The organism is Flavobacterium jumunjinense, assembly GCF_021650975.2.
Taxonomy (GTDB): domain Bacteria; phylum Bacteroidota; class Bacteroidia; order Flavobacteriales; family Flavobacteriaceae; genus Flavobacterium; species Flavobacterium jumunjinense.
Genome location: NZ_CP091285.1, coordinates 1621444 through 1646479 on the forward strand (window position 1 = coordinate 1621444; position 25036 = coordinate 1646479).

Annotated in this window: 8 protein-coding genes; 6 read left to right on the forward strand and 2 right to left on the reverse strand. The window is 31.4% G+C overall.

The features are described 5' to 3' along the window. Positions 1-106 precede the first annotated feature (106 nt). From L2Z92_RS07310 to L2Z92_RS07335, 6 genes are read left to right on the forward strand one after another with little or no spacing between them, the layout of a single operon-like run. A complete protein-coding gene (locus L2Z92_RS07310) occupies positions 107-610 on the forward strand; it encodes an OmpH family outer membrane protein (protein WP_236458172.1) in 504 nt (167 codons plus the stop codon). Next, entirely contained in the window at positions 597-1208 is a 612-nt protein-coding gene (locus tag L2Z92_RS07315; protein ID WP_236458173.1) for a hypothetical protein, read from the forward strand. Before L2Z92_RS07310 ends, L2Z92_RS07315 begins: the two co-directional genes overlap by 14 nt. After that, positions 1205-6856 (forward strand): hypothetical protein, encoded by a 5652-nt coding sequence (locus L2Z92_RS07320; protein WP_236458174.1) that lies wholly within the window; start codon positions 1205-1207, stop codon positions 6854-6856. The genes L2Z92_RS07315 and L2Z92_RS07320 overlap by 4 nt, the downstream gene beginning before the upstream one ends. A gap of 10 nt (positions 6857-6866) precedes the next feature. Beyond that, entirely contained in the window at positions 6867-10790 is a 3924-nt protein-coding gene (locus tag L2Z92_RS07325; RefSeq protein WP_236458175.1) for a PKD domain-containing protein, read from the forward strand. Then, on the forward strand, positions 10790-11497 hold the full coding sequence (locus L2Z92_RS07330) for a hypothetical protein (protein WP_236458176.1): 708 nt from the start codon (positions 10790-10792) through the stop codon (positions 11495-11497). Before L2Z92_RS07325 ends, L2Z92_RS07330 begins: the two co-directional genes overlap by 1 nt. A gap of 16 nt (positions 11498-11513) precedes the next feature. Next, complete coding sequence (locus tag L2Z92_RS07335; RefSeq protein ID WP_236458177.1) at positions 11514-23378, forward strand: thrombospondin type 3 repeat-containing protein; 11865 nt, start codon at positions 11514-11516, stop codon at positions 23376-23378. A 631-nt stretch (positions 23379-24009) separates the two neighbouring features. Here the strand turns inward: L2Z92_RS07335 and L2Z92_RS07340 are convergent. After that, complete coding sequence (locus L2Z92_RS07340; RefSeq protein ID WP_236458178.1) at positions 24010-24213, reverse strand: type II secretion system F family protein; 204 nt, start codon at positions 24211-24213, stop codon at positions 24010-24012. A 328-nt stretch (positions 24214-24541) separates the two neighbouring features. After that, positions 24542-25033 carry a hypothetical protein gene (locus L2Z92_RS07345; protein ID WP_236458179.1) on the reverse strand — a complete coding sequence of 164 codons (492 nt, stop codon included), beginning with the start codon at positions 25031-25033 and terminating at the stop codon, positions 24542-24544. Positions 25034-25036 lie beyond the last annotated feature (3 nt).

The window sequence follows — 25036 nt, forward strand, 5'->3', positions numbered from 1 at the left end:
GTTAGATAATAATCTGTAAATTAAATCTTTATAAAAAAAAGATAATTTTTATGCTATAGCACAATGTTATTTTTCTTACTTTTGCATAAATTTTATATAAACTAAAGTGTTAAAACAAAAATTACCTATTATAATTGCGATCAATACAGTAGTATTGGTCTTTTTGTTGTTGTTTGTTTTTTATACTTTCTTTTCGAAGTCAGATTCGGTTTATTATGTGGATAATAGTAAGTTATTCGATGGATTTAGGATGACTAAAGAGATGAAGAAAGAAGGTGAGAAGCAATTTAATAGTAAGAAAGCAACTCTCGATAGCTTATATCTTGAAATTCAGAGGGAAGATTTAAGCGGACAAACTAAGGAGATTTTAATGCAAGAATTTGTTGCAAAGAGAGAGGAGTTTGACTCTTTTAATAAAGTATTTGCGCAAGAAGAATCTAATAAAATTTGGACACGAATTAATAGCTATACACAACAATTTTCAAAAGATAAAAACTATAAACTCATAATAGGTTCTAGTAACCAGGGTGATGTTTTGTATGCTGATAAATCTGTTGATGTTACAGCAGAATTATTGCAATATGTAAATAAAAAATATGAAGGATTATAGGCAAAGTATACTTTTTATAGCGTCAATTCTTCTATTTTTTTCATGTGGAAAAGACAACAAAGGAAACATTCCAGTTGATGATGGATCAATTCGTTATCAACTTTTTCAGTTAGAAAAAAAAGGATGGAAATCAAAATTGCATTCTCAAAAAGCAGATGATATAAAATTCACAGCGACAGAAGTTCCAATACAGTTTTATTTACTTAAGGATAAAGGTAATCATGATTTGTTTGAAATTGATTCACTATACCAAGAAAATAAAACGGAACGCGTTATAGAGTTTACTTATGAACAAGAAGATGAAGAGGATTTATTGAAAGAACAATTTACAACGCTTTCCTATGAGGAAGGTGTAAAGTACATGTCTTTTGCATTAGATAAAGATTTTTATGTAGTTACATCAAAAAAAGATACTATAAAATGCACAGGAGTTAGTTATGAACGTAATTTTAAAATTGCTCCTTTTCAAAAAGTCTTATTGTTTTTTTCAGGTATTGATCCTGAAGAAAAAGTGCAACTAATATACAACGATAAATTATTCAAAAAGGGAACTTTAAAATTCCAATTTAAAGACACATATACAGAAATATTATTATGAAGCAGATTAGATCTAGTAAGTTTTCTAAATTTTTGGCCTATTATTTAGCCATTATGATGTTGATTCAGGTAACGCAACCTATGCAAATGTATGCATTAACTGAAGGACCTTCACAACCAGAATTCAATTCATTTACACCAATTGGAACTTCTGATATGGTGGATTTAGCAAGTGGAGATTTTAACTACAATATTCCCATTATGGATGTGGGTGGTTATCCATTAAATTTAGCATACAATTCAGGAGTTACAATGGACCAAGAAGCTTCTTGGGTTGGATTGGGGTGGAATTTGAACGTAGGTCAAATTAACAGACAAATGCGTGGTTTGCCAGATGATTTCAACGGGGATCCAATGACTTATGAGAATAATATGAAGGACAATATTACTATTGGATCAAATGGAACAATTAATTTTGATTTACTTGGATTAACAGAGGGAGGAGAAACACCTAAAAAGAAAGAAAAAAAAGGTGAACTTAGCGTTGGTCTAACTGTAAAACATAATAATTATGATGGTTTAGGTTTCTCTATTACAGGTGGATTGAGTTATGCTGTTAGTGAATCTTTATCAGTGGGTATGCAAATGGAAACATCTGCAACGGAAGGGGTTTCTGCATCAGCCAATGCCTCTTATAATGCTAAACAAAGTAGCACTTCTAAAAAGGATTATAGCTTAGGTTACTCAGGTGGAGTTGCTTATAATAGTAGAAGAGGTATTGAATCAATGACGATAGGAGTAAGTGCTAGAAAAACCTTTACAACAAACAAGAAAAAGTCTTTTTCCACAGGTTCAGAAGGTGGATTGTCATATAATCCTATAGCTACATATACTCCATTAAAAAGAGTAGCTATGCGATCTTCAAATATTATGTTTAATTTAGATCTTGACGCATCTGCATTCGGGGGAAATATTGGTGCGAAATTTTCAGGATTTATGACGAAACAGGGTATTCATGATTCTGAAAAACACAAAATTGAAAACGGTTTCGGATATGAAAACACCTACAATGCTTCTGAGAGAGATATTTTAGATTTCAATAGAGAAAACGATAGAACGGTAAATAAATTCACAAATGTATTACCAATAACAAACTATACTTTTGATATTTATAGTATCGAAGGGCAAGGTGTTTCAGGAATGTTTAGACCATATAACAGTCAAGTAGGGTATGTTTTTGATAATAAGATTGTTGATAAAAGTTTTGGAGGGAATCTAGGTATTGAAATAGGAGCTGGAGCTGGACACGAATGGGGTTTCGATGCTACTGTTACTATTGGTAAGAGTCATACAAAATTGTGGGGCAATCGTGCTTTAAATCGCTTTTTGGAAAAAAAAGGGAATCGACCTGATTATGAAAAAGTATATTTTAAAAATATTGGAGGGAATCATGTTGATAAAGAAAATGATCTGTTTAGGGGCAGTCTTGGAGGTTATGCCCCAATAAAATTAGCACTTGATGGAGGTGAGTATGGAAGAAATACAACACAAGCCTATTATAAGTTTGAGAATCCTACAACTACAGAAATACAAGGAAATAACAAAATTGCAAGAACGGAAAGAGTAAACAGAAACCAAGCCATTCAAAAATTAACTCGCAAGGAAGCAGCAAAATATGGTTTTAGTAAATCATTTAGTAAATATGCAAAAGACCATCATACTGCAGAAATACGAATCATAAAAGATGGTGGAGATCAATACATTTTTGGAAAGGCTTTATACAATCACACAAAAAAGGAGGTTACTTTTGACGTTAGTAACAAAAGTGGGCATGATGGTGATTGTTCAACAGGATTGATATCTTATTTCAATAGTGATAATTCTGCTCAAAATGATAGAGATGGAGATCGTTATTTTAATAGAGTAACTACTCCCGATTACGCTCACACCTATTTATTAACACATATATTGTCATCAGACTATCAAGATATTGATGGTGAGGTGGGGCCAACGGATGGAGATTTAGGTTCTTACACTAAATTCACTTACGATGATAAAAGCGATGTGAGTAAAGATGGGTTATACAAATGGAGAGTTCCTTTTGGTAAAAATAAAGCAAACTATGATGAAGGATTAAAATCAAGTAAAAAAGACGACAAAGGAAATTATCAATACGGAGAAAAAGAATTGTCTTATATTAAGCGAATAGATACAAAAACACACGTAGCTATTTTTGAAATATCGGCACGTAAAGATGGATTTGGAGTTAAAGACGAAAATGGAGGATTTAGTGACGCTTCTAAGTCATATAAATTAGATAAGGTGCTACTTTACTCTAAACCAGAATACGATAAATTACAAAGAGATGCTAAACCAATTAAAGTAGCACATTTTGAATATAATTATACACTTTGTTCTGGAATAGAAAACAATATTAATTATGAAGCTTACAAGAAGAATAAAAACACTCCTGATGTAGGTAAACTAACACTTAAGAAAGTTTATTTTACGTATCGTGATTCAAACATGGGGAAATATACCCCTTATGTTTTTAATTACATGAATAATTATAGTTATGACATGAAAGCGTATGATGTTTGGGGGAATTATAAGCCAACACCTACAGATGTTAGTTGTAACCCAACTTCAGGTTCAATGCCAAATACAGAGTTTCCCTTTGTTGACCAATCAAACAGACAGCTTGCAGATCAATATGCTACAGCTTGGCATTTGGAAAGTGTAAAGTTACCTTCTGGAGGAACAATAGCATTAGAATATGAAGCAGACGATTATGCTTTTGTGCAAGACAAAGAAGCAATGCAAATGTTTAAAGTTATTGGTGCTGGAGATGGTACTCCAGGACAAGCTACACAAACTAATTTATTTGGTTCAGAATATTTATATATCAAAACTAATACTGCAGTTTCAAAAGAAGAATTCAAGAAAAAATATATAGGTGATTTGTTTGGTCAACCTGTCTATTTTAGATTCTTAGTTAACATGACCGATCCTAATCCATTACCAGGAGCAAATAGAACAGATAAATATGATTATGTTACAGGCTATTTAAAACTTATTGATGGCGTTGATGGCATAAAAATTAACGGAAACGAGGTTGCAATAAAAATTGAATTTGTATCAAAAGGAGACGGAATTAATAAAGGTAAAAAGGTAAATCCAATTTCGAAAGCAGGTTGGCAATTTGGACGTTCTTATTTAAACAGATTGGTTTATGGGGTAACAAACAATGAAGATTCAAAAGATTTGAAAAGTATTGTTATGGAAATGCTTGGAACATTGCCTTCTGTGTTGCAAATTGCGCAAAGCCCTAATGGGAGACTAGAAGACAAAGGAATTGCAAGTGATTTTGTGTCTAATAAATCTTGGATTCGTTTGAAGCACCCTGAAAACAGAAAAATTGGAGGAGGAAGCAGAGTAAAGAAAGTGCAACTACATGATGAATGGGATGTTATGACTGGTCATATTGATGATGATGTTTATGCTCAATTTTACGGTCAAGAATATAGTTATAATACGGGAGATGGAGATAAAGACAATAGCACTACATCTGGTGTTGCTACTTATGAACCATTAGGTTGTAAAGAAAATCCATTAGTACAACCATTTTATGATCGAAAAAATCCAGGAGTATTATTAGGACCAGATGAACAAAACTATGTTGAAGAACCCTTAGGAGAATCTTTTTTTCCTTCACCGAAAGTAACCTATTCAAGAGTAAGCGTGAAGAATTTACCTAGAAAAAAAGCAATAGGAGAAACAAATTATGAAGTAAAAAAGCACGCTACCGGACATGTGGTAACAGAGTTTTTTACATCAAAAGAATATCCTACACTAGTTAAATACACCCCGTTATCATCGCATTATGATAAATCAAATTTAGCAGGAATACTTAATATTAATGCGAAACAACATTTAACAATGTCCCAAGGTTTTTCTATACATACAAATGATATGGATGGGAAAATGAAGAGCCAGAGAGTATATGCTGAAGGGCAAACCTTATATATTTCTGGAGTAGATTATAAATACATGGACAATACTACTAAAGAAGATATTAATAATTTTGGTTTATTAAACAATGAGATTACTACGATTAATTCTGAAGGAGTAGTAGAACAAAATATAGTTGGAGTAGATTATGATGTAATTAATGATTTTAGAGAAAACAAATCCGTTACTTCTACTTATGGAGTTAGATTTAATATGCAAGGAATTCCAATTGCAGCACTTTATGTAATAATACCTGTTCTACTGCCAAAATATTCAAGGCATGAAGATCTGTTAAAAACTGCAGTAACAACAAAAGTGATGCATTCTTCTGGAATCTTAAGAGAAACTATTGCGTATGATCTTGGTGCTGTTGTTTCAACTAAAAATTTAGCTTGGGATGCAGAAACAGGGCAAATACTCGTTACAGAAACGGTAAACGAATATAATGATAAATATTACAGTTTTAACTATCCTGCCTATTGGAATGGAGAATATAAAGGAATGGGACAAGCAGTTACCAACTTAGACTTAGAATGGAACATAGAAATGCCAGATCAAAATAGCGCTTTATATCGTTTTACAGATGATCATAATGCTAAACAGTATTTATTGCCAGGAGACGAATTGTGGCTAACACAAAATAGACAAAATGGCTTTGAAACTCCATTATATGATGATAATCCAAGGCCTTTTAAAGCTTGGGTAGTTAACGTAGCTGATGATGGAAATATTACACTTATTGATAAACAAGGATTGAGAGTAGACAAGTACGATATTACAAATGGAACTATGAAAGTAATACGTTCTGGATATAGAAACCTACAAATGGGAAGTATGGCTTCAGTTACTTCTATGACAAACCCATTAAGTCATATTGTAAATAATAAACTAAAACCAAACTTGTTTGATTCAAGCGATTGGAAAGAGTATAGAATTATAAATGCTTCTGCTGTTGAGTATTCAAATGAATGGGCTGGACAATGTGAATGTAACTTACCACAAATGAGATTTAATTCAGAAGGTGAATTAGTGTTCAATTTTGACAAATTAGATTATGATAGTGATGAATATGACAATATTTTAAAAGCTACTTACAATCCTTATGTATACAATATTCTTGGAAATTGGAGAGCAAAAAGATCCTATGCTTATTTAACGGGAAGACATCATTCTGAAAATGTTACACCAAGGGTTTCTGGATTCTATGAAGACTTTTATCCCTTCTATACTTATGATGCAACAAATAAATGGAAAAAGAGTAGTAATGCAGATATAGAATTATTCCCTAATACAAAATGGACATTCGCTTCTGAAGTAACTAATTATAATCCGTATGGTCAAGAAATTGAGAATAAAGATGCTTTAAATAGATATTCATCTGCTTTATATGGTTATAATTATAGATTTCCTTTAGCAGTTGCTTCTAACACAAGATATAACGAATTAGCTTATGATGGTTTCGAAGATTATGACTTTTCGGTATGTGATTCATTATCTCATTTTAGTTTTGAAGGAAGTTTAGATGAAAATAATATCAGTATTTCAAATACACAATCACATACAGGAAGAAGAAGTATTCGAATAGCTCCAAGTGAAGGTAATGAAACTAGAAAAGCTATTATAACAAAGAAAATTGCGACTTGCAATGACCCATTACCAGTTACGAAAAACACAAAAGCAATACAAACTAAAAAATAATAGTAGAATAATGAATACTTTAAAATTTAAAATACTTTTAAGTACTGTTTGTTTTATAATAACAAGTAGTTTGTTTGCATTCTCTTCTATTAATGAAAAAATAACTAATAATGTAGCTACTATTCCTCAATCAGAAAGAGATGCATTAATTGCTTTGTACAACGCAACAGGAGGTGCAAATTGGACAAACACAACACAAGGTAAAGGGGTTTGGCCAATTAATGACCCCAATGCTGCAGTTACTTCTTGGAATGCCACTACTAATACAGGTTGGTATGGTGTTACTGTAACGAATGGACATGTCACTCATTTAGGTTTATGGTCTAATAATTTAGAAGGTGAAATACCCAATGAAATTGGAGATTTTATAGGCTTGACAAATTTACTTTTAGGAGTAAATAAATTGTCTGGAAATATTCCAAGTTCTATTGGTAATTTAATTAATTTAAAGACATTACAAATTAGTGATACATTTATTTCAGGAACGATTCCAACATCAATTGGTAATTTGAGTAATTTAATTAATCTTTATTTAAGTTCAAATCAACTAACGGGTTCTATTCCTAATATATTCAATAATATGCCTAATTTGATTAGGTTATGGTTAAGGAGGAATAAATTATCAGGAAACATTCCTAGCTCTATTGGTAATTTATCAAGTCTCCAAGATTTGTCCCTTTATCAGAATGAATTATCAGGAATATTACCCGTTAGTCTTAAAAACTTAACAAATCTTAAATCATTTGCTATACATACTAATAGATTTAAATTTATTGATTTCGAAGAAATATATAATCACTATAAAGTAAATATACCAACAGTTGCGATGAGCTATGCACCTCAAGCAAAAACTGACACACCTTTGAATATAAATGGTTCAATAGGAAATTCATATGTATTAAAAATGTATGAAAACAATATTTACACTGTTTCAGAAACCTACCAATGGTATAAAAATAATCAACCCATTAATGGAGAAACTTCACGTACTTTGACACTATCAAATGTTTCGTTAAGTGATGAAGGTATTTATCACTGCATATCTAAACATCCTGATATTACAAAAACACTTACACCACCTAATTATGCTTTAGAATTAGTACTTAGAAGAGAACCCATCACACTCTCTGTGATTAATTGTCCACCACCACCAACGGGAAAAATTATTACAAGTAAATCAAATTATTGTACCGGCGAGAATGTTCTTTTTTCTTTTCAATTTGACACTGCTCCTTCAACAACATTTTCTTATAATTGGAGTTATGTTGATGGATCAACACAAACATCTCAAATTAATACTCCAACTTTCGCTTTTAATAACCCTGGATTATATTATATATATTTAGTTTTAACAGATGCTAATGGATGTGAATCTAATTTTTCCAAACAAATTGTAATAGAGGATTGTACATCTTGTTTACATACAAATAACCAATCAAATAATGTGAAAAGTTTATTTGTGGATTTAGTGAATCATTTGAAATCTTTATCAAGCGTGCCTAATGGCTATAATTGTCCAGAACTTGTTGCGCTTTCTCCCTATATTACTGACCCAAATCCAAGAATATATAATTTCACAATAAGTAATTCACTTATGAAGTTTTCATTTGCCGATCATGGGATGCAAAATGATGTTCAAACTACTTTGCTTAGTAATCAAATCTTGCAAGATATATTCTTAACTAATTATGTTTTACCAAATATTAATTCTAATTATTATACAGAATATATAAATGGCTATATAGAAAGTCCAGATAGAAATTATGTAAACCATATAGATTTTTGCCCTGCAACCCCATGTTCTACACCAATAAATGGAACTGTTGTAGCGAGTAATAATGCAATGAGTAAATCAACAACTAAAAATGATACAGCAAAATTACCCGTTATAGAAGCATGTGTAAATCAAGCAACTTTGTTTACTTTCCAAACTACATCGACTAATTTAACCTATAATTGGGAATTTAAAGATTCAAATGGAAATGTTATTCAAACTTCTAATGTAGCACAACCTAGCGTAGTTTTTCAAAATGTTGGATATTACAGAATATCTTTGAACGTTTCAGACGCTAATGGTTGTACAAACTCATTTGCATACGGCCTTAATATTGTAGATTGTAATCCAGTTTCATGTACAGAAAACAATCCTAATTCTCAAGTTGTAAAGAATGCGTTTATTGCTTTAGTGAATTACTTAATTATGCAACCAACTGCAAGTACTCCTTTTACTTGTACACAGTTAGATGATTTAGCTCCCTATATCACAGATCCTAATCCTATGATATATAATTTTTCTAATTCAGGATTATATATAAGATTCTCATTTTCAGACCATTCGAATGATTTTGATATTCGAATACCATATAATAACAGTAATAATACTGTTACGGATATTGAAATAGGAAGTTATAGTGATAGTGAGACAAAAATGAATATTATTACTCATTTGAGTGATGGGTTTATTGATACTTCAAAAGGTTATATAAAACACATTAATTTCTGTCCTACAGATACTATAAGATGTGAAAGACACATTGCTATTGTAGTCGATGAATCAGGGTCAATAAGTGAAATTGAAGCAAGAAAAATTAGAAGTCAGTTAAGATCGTTTGTTAATAAACAATTAGATGATAATAATGATGTAAGTCTAAATACAGATGTCCGTATCTCATTAATTGGATTGTCAGATTCAGATTCAGATACTAGGACTAATGCTTCAATCCCGAATAATGGAAATAATGTTATCTTGAATGAAAGGATTTCAAGCAATAACATCGCTCAGTATATTGCATGGATAGATGGGTATAGAAAAAAATATGAGGTAACTCCTGGAGACCCAAATACTGAACATAGATATAGAGTAAGTCCAAATTCAGATTATTGGAATAGTGGGTTAACGAAAGCAGCAGACTTAAATCCCGACTTTGTTATTTTAATAACCGATGGTTGCCAAACTGCATTACCTTCAACAGACGCAGGTAGTTTGTTAAAAACTATGCAGCGATTTAATAATAATAATGGAGCGACAACAGGATCAGCTGGAAAACCACATTTGTTTGTAGTAGGAATTGAAGATGGATTTTATGTAGATAGTGATATCGCTACTTCAAAAGCACGAACTTTGAGTCCAGACGAGGATCCTAACTTTAATTCTGAACTTAGCAAAACAGCAAGTGCTACAGCAAAAGTGTCTTCCTTTTTAAGAACGTCCTTGAAATATTTAATGGCTTATCCATCTTCGCAATTTCCTATAATGGATAAATACTATTTTCTAGATGACTATTATGGCGCAGATGATTTTAACTTTCTATATGATGAACCAAATTATCTTTCTAACGGCTTAATTGCAAGAAGTTTTTCAGTAAATAATGGAGAAACTACATTAGTTGATCCAGTTGGTATGAGCTGTGGTGCAATAATTCCACTAGAGGGGTGTAATGATTGTTTGAATTTTAAACCAGAAATAGGAAAAAAATATATTGTTAGTGCTTGGGTAAAAGAAGAAATCAACAAGCAAGTTATGAGCTATACCAATCCAACTATTCAAGTTAATTATTTGGATGGCGCTAAAATTTCAATTGGTACGGAAGATTGTATTACAAGTGGTGACATTATTGATGGTTGGCAAAGAATATTCAAGCAAATTAGTATTCCTGGAAACACAGCATATATTGAGATAGCATTGGTAAATAACAGTCAAAGTATTCCAGTTTATTTTGATGATGTTCGTATTCATCCAATAGATGGAAGCATGAAATCTTTTGTATATGACCCAGAAACTTTCCGATTAATGTCGGAATTAGATGAAAATAATTATTCTACTTTCTATGAGTATGATAATGAAGGTGGATTAGTTCGTGTTAAGAAAGAGACATCTCGAGGTATAAAAACCATTCAAGAGACACGATCTGGAAATGTTATAAAAGCAGAATAATGAAAAAGAGAATCGTATTATTTTTATTTTTAATAAACTTCAGTTTGAACGCACAAACCGTAGAAACGGTTTTAAGCAAATTAAACACGGAGTATTCTAGTGCTAAAGCTTTACAGTTTGAAACGAAGTACAATCTTTATAAAAACAAGACTGCCAAACAGGTTTATGAAACCTATAGCGGTGTTTTTAAAAAGAATGAACGCAATGAGATTTATCAAAAAATTGACAAGACAGAATTTATTTCAAGTAAAAAGCTAAGTTTAAATATAATTCATCCAGATGAATTAATTATTGTGTCATTTTCTGAACCAATGAATAATAGTGCTTTTGAGTTAAAGAAATTATTAGAATTTTGTAAAATAAAAAGTTTTGCAGACAAGAAGAATTACTGGGAATTGACCCTAGAGAGCAAACCCTTTTCAGGTTTAGAATATTCCGAAGTTGTAATTCAAATAAATAAAAATTATTTCATTCAAAAACAGTTATTCTATTATAATACAGCTATAAATTTCTCCTCCGATTTTAGTAAGCAAGATATTGACTTACCAGTTTTAGAAATTATTTATACCAATTTTAATCGCAATAAAATAGAGGATTCCTATTTTGACGTTTCAAAATATATAATGGAATCAAACAAAACAATAAAGCCTTCTAAAAAATATCCTAGATATACTGTAGAAGATCAAAGAGAAATTACAATAAAATAAAACATAGGGATACAAAATGGCAAAGTTTAAAACTATTTTTAAAATACTAATCTTAATAGTCACATTATCTGGATACTCACAGAAGGAGATTACAGAATCTGCAATTTTAAGAGGTAATGCAATAACTAATGGAGTAACTTCTGTAAGTGACCCATTATTTAATGATTTAGAGAATAATAACTCAAAGTTTAAATCTGTTGATCCTGCAGTATATCTACATTTTGGATATGAAGAGGAAGTTCAAAACAGTTTAAAATATCAGGAAATATATTACAGTGAAATAAACTATTCCATTGAAAATACTGTTGTAACATTAGCAGGTCAAGTTCAAGGGAATGCTATAAATAGATCTTTAAAAATATATCATAACAATATTAGCAATGATTATAAACTCAAAGATTATGCTGTCGTAAAGTTTCCAGGTATACATAAATCTAAAGTAACTATTTTAAGTGTAAAATATTATGATGCAAGTAATACTATTATTACAAACTTTGACCAAACAAAAAATTCTACTTATGTAAAATTAACATTTGAAACAGAAAGATATTATAATATAGCAAGCACACAATTAAATTTAACCCATTCCCTTATAAATTATACTGGAACAACAGAGAATAATTTAGGATATAATGCTATTTCTGGAGATGCTAAAGAAATGGAGATTTCTTGGGTAATAAAAGAAAATGCAGATATAAAACCAGTAGAATATGAGTTAGAATGGACATGGGTTGACAATTATGCCGATGTTTTTGCAAATGAACTTACTGCGGCAGATATTGATTTGTCTGAAATTGATTTTCAAAGAAACAGTACTCGAATTCAAACTAAAGATACTAAATATAGAATTCCTTTAATTTTTAACAAGGGTTTTTTAATCTATAGAGTAAGACCTGTTGGCCGATTTTTGGATAATATTAATAAAATATATTATGGTACTTGGACTACAGAAAAACCGAATAAAAATTATATAACAGTTGCAGATTGGCCAAATGTGTTAAGAATTTCGAAAGCACATGAAAACGGATCTAAAAACTGGCAATATCAAGCAAGCTATGCTGAAGATGGTAAAAAGAAAGACGTAGTTAGCTATTTTGATGGTAGTTTAAGAAACAGACAAACAGTTACTAAAATTAATAGCGACAATCAAACCATTGTTGGAGAAGTTATTTATGACAATCAAGGGCGACCAGCTATAGAAATATTACCCACTCCAATTGGTACAGCTGGTATTAGTTATTTTGAGAGGATGAACAGAAGCATGTCTGATGCATCCTATTCGCACCATGATTTTGACTGGGATGATCCAACAATTGATGTTTGTGCTCCAGAAACTATTGATGGAATGTCTATAGCTTCAGGAGCGAGTAAGTATTATTCACCAAGTAATGATGTTTCAAACAATTATCAAGATTTTGTTCCCGATGCAGAATTATATCCATTTTCTCAAATTGAATATACTCCCGATAATACAGGAAGAATTAGAAGAAAAGGTGGTGTTGGTAAAACGCATCAAATTGGTGAAGGAAACGAAATGAACTATTTTTATGCTCAAGCCCAACAAGAAGAATTAAATAGATTGTTTGGTTATAAAGTAGGAGATTTTAAAAGATATAAGAAGAATGTAGTAGTAGACCCTAATGGACAGGTTAGTATAAGTTATCTTGACCCACAAGGTAGAACAATTGCAACAGCTCTAACAGGCGAAGCTCCTGCCAATTTAGAACAATTAGAAGGCTCTTTAACAGGTCAACTTACTGTTAATCTTTTAAGTGATAATGCGAACACTGTTTCTGGTTTAAATGGGGTTCTTGTAGATGGAAAAACATTAAGTACTCAAGTAGCTGTGGTTAAAGAGGGCTCTCTTGAGTTTGAATACAATTTAAATGTATCTCCTAAGAGCTCCTATATTTCTGATTGTTCAACGACTCCTTATCCATTTTTTTATGACTGGTCAGTGAGTCTTTTAGACGATTGTGCAAATGAAAAACTTATTAGTACAGGGACAGGTTTAACTTTAGAAAGTACAGGTGCTTTTACAAAAACCATTACTACTAGCGCATTAAAAGTTGGTACATATAGTTTAAGTAAAACATTAAAAGTAAATCAAGATAAGCTAGATTTTTATACGAATCAATATATGGCTGACATCATGAATAAAGATGGTGCCTGTTACCCAAATGTTAATTTCGATACAGGTGGAAGTATTGAAGACTGTAATGTGTCTTGTTTAAGTTGTGAGTTGTCTTTAGGAGAAAGATACCTTACATCTGCTGATTATGTTCTATTTAAAGATGATATAGATATAAAAACTTACGATGCTAATAGTACAACATGGACTTCCTATGAAGATTATCTTGCTTCTCCAGAATATGCAGCACAATTTATTTTAGGAAATGTTGCTACAAGAGTAATTTGGATTGATAAAATGCGTAATAAATATGTTACTGAAAATTTAGATATTCTTTTCCCAGATTTCTCAATTATCAGTCCATTTAATTATAATTCAGGTACTTTAAATCATTCTTCACCTGAAATATTAATTGCAGAATCTCAGTTAAAGGATGAGTTTGATCAATTATTAGAAACATGTAGAAGTCTATGTAGTCAGCCTTACGATACTTGTGGAATCAATTTAGATGTATTGCTAAGCGATGTAAGCCCAACAGGACAATATGGAGCTATTGATTCATCATCAGATGGAGAAGAAGACAACACGACTGATCCTGATCCAGACCCTTCAACGACTCCAACTACTAATTTTGAGTCATTAAGTGTGTTTGATGAATATAATGGATTGATTTATGGTGGTGTAGATGCTGTTTCTGGTCGTACAAACTATAGCTGGAGAAACCGAACAATTACTTACGAAGATGAATTTGGAAATCCTTCAAGAATAGAAGTAACAAAAATTGACGATAATACTTTTAATCCAGCTGTGTTGGATGGAATAAATCCTACATTAGGAAGTGATAATAAATATTATATAGTACCACAAGATCTTGCAAACGTTGAAGATTTCGTAAACATATATTGGCAACCAACTTGGGCAAATGCTCTTGTTCAATTTCATCCAGAATATCAATATTTAAAATATTTCAAGGAACTATGTGAACAGAAATGGGAAACAGGTAATTTTGGAGAAATCAATACTGATACTTTTGATCAAAAATTATTAGATATTGAAACTTTTGATGATGCGTATAATGGTGGTAACGGAATTTTAAACAAATTGATTGACTTTGGAAGTACTTTCACCAATAATGACCCTTTTTATCGTCTTGATTATGGTCTTGGAAATTTGGCTCTAAGAAAAGACATCATGACCGAAGCCATGCTAACAAATTATGATGGTATTAAATTAGAGATTTATGGGGTTGAATATCCATTACACATGTTGGCTGCAGCATACTATACAGTAGTTTTTAGTAACGGATTAGTGCCGAATAGTCAATATAGTACTTTCTTAACTGGAACAAATGTTATTAGCCCTTTAGATGTAATAGGACTTATTAATAATAATAATTTAACTGCCTATCAAAAAGATAGAATTTGGCAAACATTTAGGAGTTATTATACCAGTACAAAAGAAAAAACAAAAACAGTTTTTTCTCATGCTTATGCGTTGCATAGAAAGGGTTATAATGCTTGTATTGGTGACCCTGAGTATACAGACACATTCTATACTTTATTAAAAAAACAAACAGCAAGTTATCAAGCTTTAGTTACTTTTATGAATAGTGCGTTAAGCTCTAATTATAATGTTGTTTCAGAGATGTTTGTTACTCCAGTTTGCGATAACAATTCATTGCAATATTACAAAGAAAAGGAAAAACGTTTTGTATCTGCAGACTACGGCTATGACTCAGGTGTTCCAGATAGTGTAGTGGCTCAAAGTTCTCAACAAGATGCCGATTCTTCAATGTTTTTAGAAACAGGTAAGTGTCCTTTATTATTAGATATTGAAAGTCTATTAAATGGGTTAATTAATACAGATATAAGACCAAATGCAAGTTTAATTATACCTACAAATTCAGTTCCGTTGTCTAGTATGCCTTTCTTAGCACCTGACTTATATATAGCATTAGGTGGTAACACTCTTTTTCCTAATGGACCAGAGTTCATCGCATCTGGAGTAATTCCTGGTGGACAACAATTGAAAATAAATGTTGGTAGCGCCAGCCCAATTGAATTAGAAATTATACCATCTACTAATTTTAATAATCCATGTTTAGATTCTAATTCACCTCCTTTAAACTGGCAAAACTATGCTAACCATTTTAACATTACTAAATTTAAAAACATATACTATGTACCTGGTACAACAGCTCCATATGAATTTAGAATAGTAGCCGAAATAGAAAGAACACAGCCTGTTGACCCTGCTTGTCCTAAAGAAGAAATTATTATAAGAGGGTTCACAACTGCTTCAATTGGAAATTGTCAGTTTGATAACCCAGATAACCCAGGAGGTTTAAGTACTAATGCAGAAACAGAAGCAGGTTCTGGATGCTACAACAAGACACGTTTCGAAAAAGGACTAGTACGTTTAATAAACGGATTGATTAAAAAAGGTAAATTAAATACTATAGAAACTCTTGTTTCAGCAACACAAGTTGATACTTATGGTTATGGACAAGGGATACTTCCAGAATTATTAGAAGACACTAATTTATTAGGAACTTGGAATTTCATTTCTTCAACAAATACCTATACAATAACAACGAATTCTAACGTGATATTAACGCTTAACAACCCTATTACGGATAATCCAAATGGGATTAATTATACGTTAGAGCAACTTCTTAATCAATCTTTTTTTAATAAAATAACAAGTATTCAAATAAAAGATCAACCAAATAACAGCGGATTTTTACCTGTTACAATTTATTATTTAAAGAATAATGGAGAAATAGCGTCGTTAACGGCAACTATATCAAATATCGATTTTGGATGTAAATGTACAGAGAGAGTATATATTAAAGAACATCAAGCGGAAGTAAATCTATTAGAATTAATAAATCATTTATGGACTGTAAAAACACCTACTAAGCCAATTAAAGGTTCTAGTACTAGTAGTGTATATAACATTTCTAATGGGTACAAACCACAACCTTATATAGATAATCTATTGCCATATATTGCATCAACTGGTATATATGATTTCCATACTGTTGATAGTAGTTCTTCAACATGGGATGGAGGAACAAATTATGGCTTATTTTTTAATTTTAAAGACGGTAGTTGTAAGTTTAATTTAGAGTTTTATTCAGAGCGACCTCGTGAACTATTTCTTTCTAACTTAATCAATAAGATAACTCATTTTTCTAATTTTGAAATAGGAGATGAAATTAGTCCTGGAATTTTTGAGTTTACAATAAATGTACACCATAATGCATATAACTTTTGTAGTGATGGTAGTTCTTGTTCAAACTGGGAGACGAATCCATACTATATGAAGCCAGCAGGTGTAATAAAGAAAAAAGGAACCATTGAGTGTTTAAACTTAGATTGTGAACAAGCTGTACTTGTTAAGAATCGTCTTACAGATGTTTTAAACTCATTAATTTCGCAATATTTAACAACGGGTGCAGTTGCAGATGATTTTGAACCAGATGGTTATACAGATTTAATACCATACATTGCTAACTCAGGAACTGGAGTATATAATTTTTATGCAGTTGAAAACGAAAATGGATCGCAAATTGGGTTCAATTTTTCAGAAACAGAGAACTGTAAAGTTGTGTTTACCATTCCAAACCTTAAATTACAACATGTTCTTAATAATATTTCTAATATAGAATTTAACGAATACCTAAATACGTTTACAGCAACTATTGAAAATGGCAAGATTGATGTAATTGCTAATGGTACTATTTCTTGTTTAAGCATAGAAGAGTGTTACAAAGATGTTATTATTCCTTGTGAAACTTGTGTGCCCACAGCGGTAGAACCTGTAGATTGTGCTGTGGAATGGAACAAATTCTTATCTAAATTTTATAATTATGTTGGTGGTTCCCCGAATCCATTCTCTACTCCATATACAGCTTTATTTCCTATTTTGGTTAAAAATTTCCCATATGAGATAGATTCTGATTTAGCTAATGGCGTAAGCCAAGTAGAGATTCAGAAAGCATACAAACTATTTTGTGAAGCCAATTACAGTTATATTGCTGAAGATTATATTGCTTATTTAAATGGATTTGGATTACTTGATGGGGTACCAAATTTAAGTAGTAATTATCCAAATTTTAGTAGTACAGATAGTAGTGGTGCTTTTGTTTCAGATGTGCAGAATCCTTTATTTATTACCATTGGAGAGTTCGGTGCATCTAAATTAAACTATGGCTATCAGTTTACTATGGATGCCATAAATGAATATAGAAATTATATTATAGCACAGTCTCAACTAGATCCTAAAGGAACAACACTAACGTGGATAGAATATATAGATCAGGTATATACGGTGCAAAATCAGGTTTGTCCTCCTGCACCATTAATACCTAATTTAACAATTGATGATATTGAAATCTATACACCTTGTGAGGTTTTTAATGCCAATGTTCAAGGTACATATCAATCGCAATTGTTACAAACGTTATTTGATGAACAAAGACAGAAATTCAGAACCGAATATATTCAGCAAGCTATTGAAAATGCAAAAGAAACATTTACTAAAAAAGGTTTCGATGGCGAATTTCAATATACATTGTACTATTATGATCAGTCTGGTAACTTAATACAAACTGTTCCACCACAAGGAGTACAAACATTACCAGAAACAAGTAATAGTACTATCGATGCAATTAGAGATAGTGAATTACCTGCGCAAACATTGTTAGACGAAGCAGGTAATAGTACAACTGTTCCTAGTCATTCAATGGAAACAGAATATAAATACAATTCATTAAACCAATTAGTTTGGCAAAACACACCAGATGGTGGAGAAACTCGTTTTGCATATGACAAATTAGGAAGAATTATTGCTTCTCAAAATGCAAAACAAAAAAAGAATTCAACAGCTAAAGGAATATTTAGCTATACCCGTTATGATGAACTGGGTAGAATTTATGAAGCAGGAGAGTTTATTGCAGATGTAAACAATTATAAAATAGACAACACAGGTAAGTTAGTACATAATGATAATTCTCCTGTGGCTATTGATTTTGATTCGCCAGTTACTGGATTCCCTAGAAACATCGCATCGAATTACAATCAAGTTACAAAAACAATCTATGACGAAGCATTCCAAGGAGCAGCAGCATTTTTTACAAACTACGGATCAGATAATACATTCAAACGAGTAACTGCTATATTGTATTTTGATAACTATACCAATGCAACAATTGACTCAGAATATAATAATGCGATATTCTATGACTATGATGTGCATGGAAACGTAAAAGAATTGGTACAACGCAATAATGATTCCGAATTAAATGAAGCGCATAGAACGAAAAAGATTGTATATGATTATGATTTAATCAGTGGAAACGTAAATAGCGTTACTTACCAACCTGAAAATAAATTAGAACAATTTGTTCATAAATATACCTATGATGCCGATAATAGAATTGTAGAAGTATTTACAAGTAAAGACAAAGTTATTTGGGAAAAAGAAGCAAATTATGAATACTACCAACACGGCCCTTTAGCGAGAACTGTAATTGGTGATAAAGAAGTGCAAGGTTTAGATTATATCTATACACTACAAGGCTGGTTAAAAACTGTTAACTCTGAAACAATCGGGAAAGATTTCGATGCAGGGAAAGACGGATTAAGTGTGGCTCAAGATGCATTTGGATTTGCTTTAAACTATTATAATGGAGATTATAAATCAAGATTCGAAACAACAACGCCAATCAAGCTATTCAAGCTATCTAAAGACAATTCTTTAGAAGGAAACAGAGACCTTTATAATGGAAACATTAAAGAAATGGTTACATCACTAATAGATGAAAACCAGAGTATGCTACCAACACTATTCAATCAATACAAATACGATCAATTGAATAGAATTAAAGCGATGGACTCTAAAAGTGTTGTCGTAAATGCTAGCGGTAACGTTACAGGAACACCTGCAAATGCTTATTCAAGTTCTTATGTTTATGATAAAAATGGAAACTTAAAAAACTTAACAAGAAATGATGCTCAAGGTCTTGCATTAGATGATTTAGATTATGAATATAAGGATGGAAATAATCAATTAACTTTGGTTGATGACCAAGTGCCAACAACTGCTTATGATTTAGACTTAGAAAGCCAAATTGTAAAGTTAACATCATTGAATCCTAGTTACGTTTATGATGTTAGTAATAGCAATACTCATAACTATGTATATGATGAAATTGGTCAATTAACAAAAGATCGCACAGAAGGTTTAGATATTGAGTGGAGAGTAGATGGAAAAGTAGATCGTGTTATAAAAACAGATGGTACAATTATAGCATTCGATTACGACGGATTAGGAAACCGTATTGCTAAAAGACATACATCTAACGGTCAAACAACCACTACCTATTATCAAAGAGATGCACAAGGAAATGTAATGGCTGTTTATGAAAACAAACCAACAGATACAAATCCGACAAATACTTTAGAACAAAATTTAGTTTTAAACAATTACAACAATACAGGAACCGATTCAAAATTAGCGAAAAACATACAAGTTTCAACCGATGGAAACCCTTCAGTAACAAGTGCACCAAACGGAAATGTAACTTTGCAAGCTACCGAAACCATTAGTTTAAAACCAGGGTTTAAAGCAGAAAGCGGAAGTAGATTCTTAGCGCAAATAACCACAAGTGATGATACTCCTGTATTAATACCAGGAAGCTATGTCTTAAAAGAACATCACATTTATGGAAGCAGCCGATTAGGAATAGAAAAATGGGATTTAGTTATTCCTAGTGCTGCTAATAAAGCAATGGCTAGAATGGCAGCACCAATGGTTTTTGCCGCTAAATCTGCAATGCAACCTGTTGCTATGAGCGCAAACATTGTGCCTGCAACTTCTGGATTGAAATTTGATGGAAATAATTTTACTACTTGGGAGGATAAAGAAAATAAAATGAATTTCTTTTCAGGAATTGCTCCTTTATCTGAAGAAATAGTTATAGAGTCAAATTTTAAAATTTTAGATGATCCTTCAAATTCTTCTTGGAGTATAAATTCAGCTAGATCATTAGCATTATTACAAGATGATTACTTTACAGGTGGAGATTATGATAATTTTAAATATTATAACAGTATTATATATTTGAGTATTGTTAAGACTTCTTCTGGATATAAACCTGTAGTAACAATAGATAAGTATTCTAGAGGTTATTGGAGATTTAAAGAAAAAGGGAAAAAATATGATTGTTATAGTAATTATCTAAATAAAAATGTTTACACATTAAAAGGTAGTGTTCCAGAGAGAGAGTGGAATTATAAGCTTTCATTAAAGTTAAATGAAACTACAAAAAAATTAGAACCTCAATTAGAATTAAACGGAAATATATATAAGATTTCAGATTTTGTACCTGTAGTTGAAACGAATGCACCAAATGGTCAAAGAAGTTTTGAAATAAGGAGAAATCTTGATAGATCTCCTCTTTTACCAAGAAAAATATATAATCAAATAGGAAGTGTATATAAATTTTATGGTTCATATGATTCTGATCATTGGGATAACCACGAAGAATTTACAGCGCAAGGTGCTCCATTAGAAATTTGCGATTTTTCTTATAATGTAGATAAACATCTAAAAAACCTAGACGATCCATTAACTGAAAATGTTTTCTTTTTTGATGAAAACAACAATTCACTAACTAAAACCTTAGCAGAAAACGGATTAGAAATGAAGATTTCTAATGTTAGAAATAATATAACTTATACAGTTCCATTTGTAACAACTTTCTGTGGAAATGCCAATGCAGATTCAGATGGCGATGGTATTGTGGATAGTAGAGACAATTGTCCATATACTTTTAATCCATTACAAGAAGATACAGAAGACTTAGACGGAGATGGAATTCCTGAGGGAGATGGAGTTGGAGATGTATGTGATAATTGTAAAAAACATAACAATCCTGAGCAAGAAGATTTAGATAAAGATGGAGTTGGAGATGTGTGTGATAATTGTCCAAAAGTTAGCAACTTTGATCAAACAGATTCAGAAGATACAAATGGAAATGGTATCTATGATTTAGGAGATGGAGATGGAATTGGAGACGTTTGTGACAACTGTCTATCTAAAGTAAATCCTTTACAAGAAGATAGTAATCAAAACGGTATTGGAGATGTTTGTGAAGGAGATGACCAAGGTGATGGTGGAAATTTAGCGGCAATAACAGATCCTATTGACTACTATAGAACAGTTGGAGACAAACAATATGAGTTGTCTAACCATTTAGGAAACGTATTGTCTGTTATTACAGATAGAAAATTAGGTAACAGTGGCGTTCTTGGTTCGCAAGAAACTCTTTATGACTATGATTTTACAAATATTAATAGCATTAATGATGCTAGTAATTGGTCTATTTACGGAGGAGCTCAAGTAACTACTAACAATAACTTGAATGTTTTTGTAGATGATAAAGAAGAAGGGGTCGCTTATTTTATGTCGACAGAAGCAGGCAAACAATATACTGTATCTTACGATTTAGGTTTAGTGTCTTCACCACAAGTTATGGTTGTTGCAATAGATGGTAGTCCAGATGCAACCTTGTTGTCAAGTAAAATTGATACGAATACTGATAGACATTCAATAACTTTTACTGCAAATGGATATGTAAGTTTTATTAAATGGATTAGAAATAGAGATTTTGATAACATTGTAGAAAACTTCACATTAGATAATGTAACAGGATCTACAATTGTACAGAACCCAAACACAGTTGCATACGGTTTAATACCAGACGTAATTAGCTACAATGACTACTATCCTTTTGGAATGACACTCCCAGGTCGCACCAGCACCGGGAATGACTACCGTTACGGCTTCCAAGGACAAGAAAAAGATGACGAATTAAAAGGGAAAGGAAATTCTTTAAATTATACTTTTAGGATGCACGACCCGAGGGTAGGTAGGTTTTTTGCTGTGGATCCGTTGTTTAAAAAATACCCTTGGAATTCACCTTATGCATTTAGTGAAAACAGATTAATTGATGGGATTGAATTAGAAGGATTAGAGGTTGTTTCTGTAGGTAAAGAGTTTAATGTCTCATTTGTGGTTTCTGGTAGTTTTGGAGATGGATATGTGTTTGCTCCTGATGGGATTTATGAATATAGTAATTGGTCAGTTGGAGGTAAAACTAATATTTCAGCTGGTGTATCTGCTCTTAAAGTTATGGTTTATCCTACAATGAAAACTGTTAAAGATTTCGCAACTCCAAGTCATTCTTTTGGATTATCTGGTGGAGAAGTTGTTACTGGTGGTGTCGGATATTTACAAACTACAGATAGTAATAATAATTTATTATCAGGATTTTCTCTCGAAATTGGACTTGGTGTGGGGTTATCACCTCTTGATATTTCATATGAGTATGGACCAACAACTGTTAAGCCAGTTTCAGATAGAGCAAAAGCCATTACATTTGCTTATGAAGCCATTACTAAAATTGATGGTAAAATAAAAGAAGAGAAAGAAACTTTAAAAGAATTGGAAAGTAGTAAATACGATTATAGAATGGAATATACTAATACTCTAAATAGAATAACAAAAGAAAATAGAACTAAAGGTAAAACAATGAATTACAGAAAAGAATTAGATTACAGAAACTCTTTAAATAGAAAATTGAAAGAAACTAATAATTCGATTAAAGAAACAACAGAGTCAATAGATAAATTAAATCAGACTAAAGTAACTATTCAAAATTCTATCAGTAATGAAGGCTAATGTTTTTTCAAAATATTTGTTATTAATATTTTTCACTTCCTTTTTGATGGTTATCCTAAAAGTTGGGTTTTATAAATATACGACTGTTTTCTTTTTTATTTTTTTTTCTCTACCTTGTTTCTATTATTATATTTTAAATTTTTTATCTTTTAAAGAAGAGTTAACAAAACACTCTAAAGTTAATAGTAATATATTAAAAGGGGCGTATCCTAAAGCAGGATTTATGCTTTTTAAAAAATCTGAAATAGAGAAAATTGAGTTTATAAGAAAAAAAGTCGTAAAAAATATATTGCTTTTTTTTATGTCAATTATTACAATTTTTATTTTAGCTATATTGACAATTCATGATAATTTATCAAATTTTTTTGTCGATTTATTATCGTGTTTTAAATAAAAAAATATTTTCTACCCCGCTCCCAGCTCTCCGAAGAGTTCTAAATAAAACGCACACACTCTACGATGGTCTCCTGACCTCGTAGCACAATATAAAAGACAAAGCCACAGTAATGTGGCTTTAGTTGTTTTGCATAATTGTTTAGCTTAAGAAAGTTGTCTTCTTTGAAAGACATAGATTTTAACAAATGCGATTTATTTTACCATTACGTTCTGAATTCTTAGAGATAAAAAAGTATTAACTATTAATAATTTTGCTTAAATCGAACATTGGAGCATACATAGAGACCATAATAACAACAACTCCAATAACAATAATTATCATAGGTTCTAAAACGACACCAATCATCTTTGTTTGATGGCTAATTTCTTCATTGTATTGTTCCGTTAAGCGTTCAAACATAGTGTCTATTTGGTTAATCTGTTCTGCAACTTCGACCATAGAAACCAAATTGTTCCCAGCTCTCAGAAGAGTTCTAAATAAAATGCACACGCTCTACGATGGTCTCCCGACCTCGTAGCACAATAAAAAGACAAAGCCACTTAATCATTGCAAGGAAGAAATCAAGTGGCTTTTGTTGTTATAGTAATGGTAAGTTGACTTTTTATCCAATAATTTAAACAGTTTTATTGAATGTAATATCAGATTTTTTGACACTGTTCTTCTGAGTTTTCATTTATAAAAAAAGTTTATTGAAACGAGTTTCAATAAACTTTTTAGCAGTTTTGAAGTATCAAATAATTTCAAATTATGCAATATGTCTTTAAAATTACTTTTTCTTAAAACTTCTCGTTTCATTGTTGTAAAACACAGAAACAGAGTCTTTATAGATTTTTTTAATTACTAAACCATCAATGTCGCTGTTCAATCTAACGCGTTCTAAGCGATTATTGACTTTAACTAGTATTAGTTCTTCTTTTTTGTCTTTTGACTTAATATAACCGAAATATTGCACATAAGGAAAGGGTGTAATTGCTTTTGGTTCTGGCTCTTTTTTTACTACGGGTGTCGAACGAACTATTATTGGTGCAGTTGTGGGTTTAGAAAACACTTTGTTTAAGAAAGGGTCTTTTGTTAAGGGGTGCAAAGCAAAAGTATCTTTTTTGATGATAGAAATAGCATCATAATTATAGGCATTAGAAAGCGTATAATCCAATTCATCATCTCCAAAAAAACGATTAATATATTTATAGCCCACTGTTCCCCAAAGTGAAAGCACTACAAGAATAAGAATGATATTAATCGTTTTTTTTGTATCCATTTT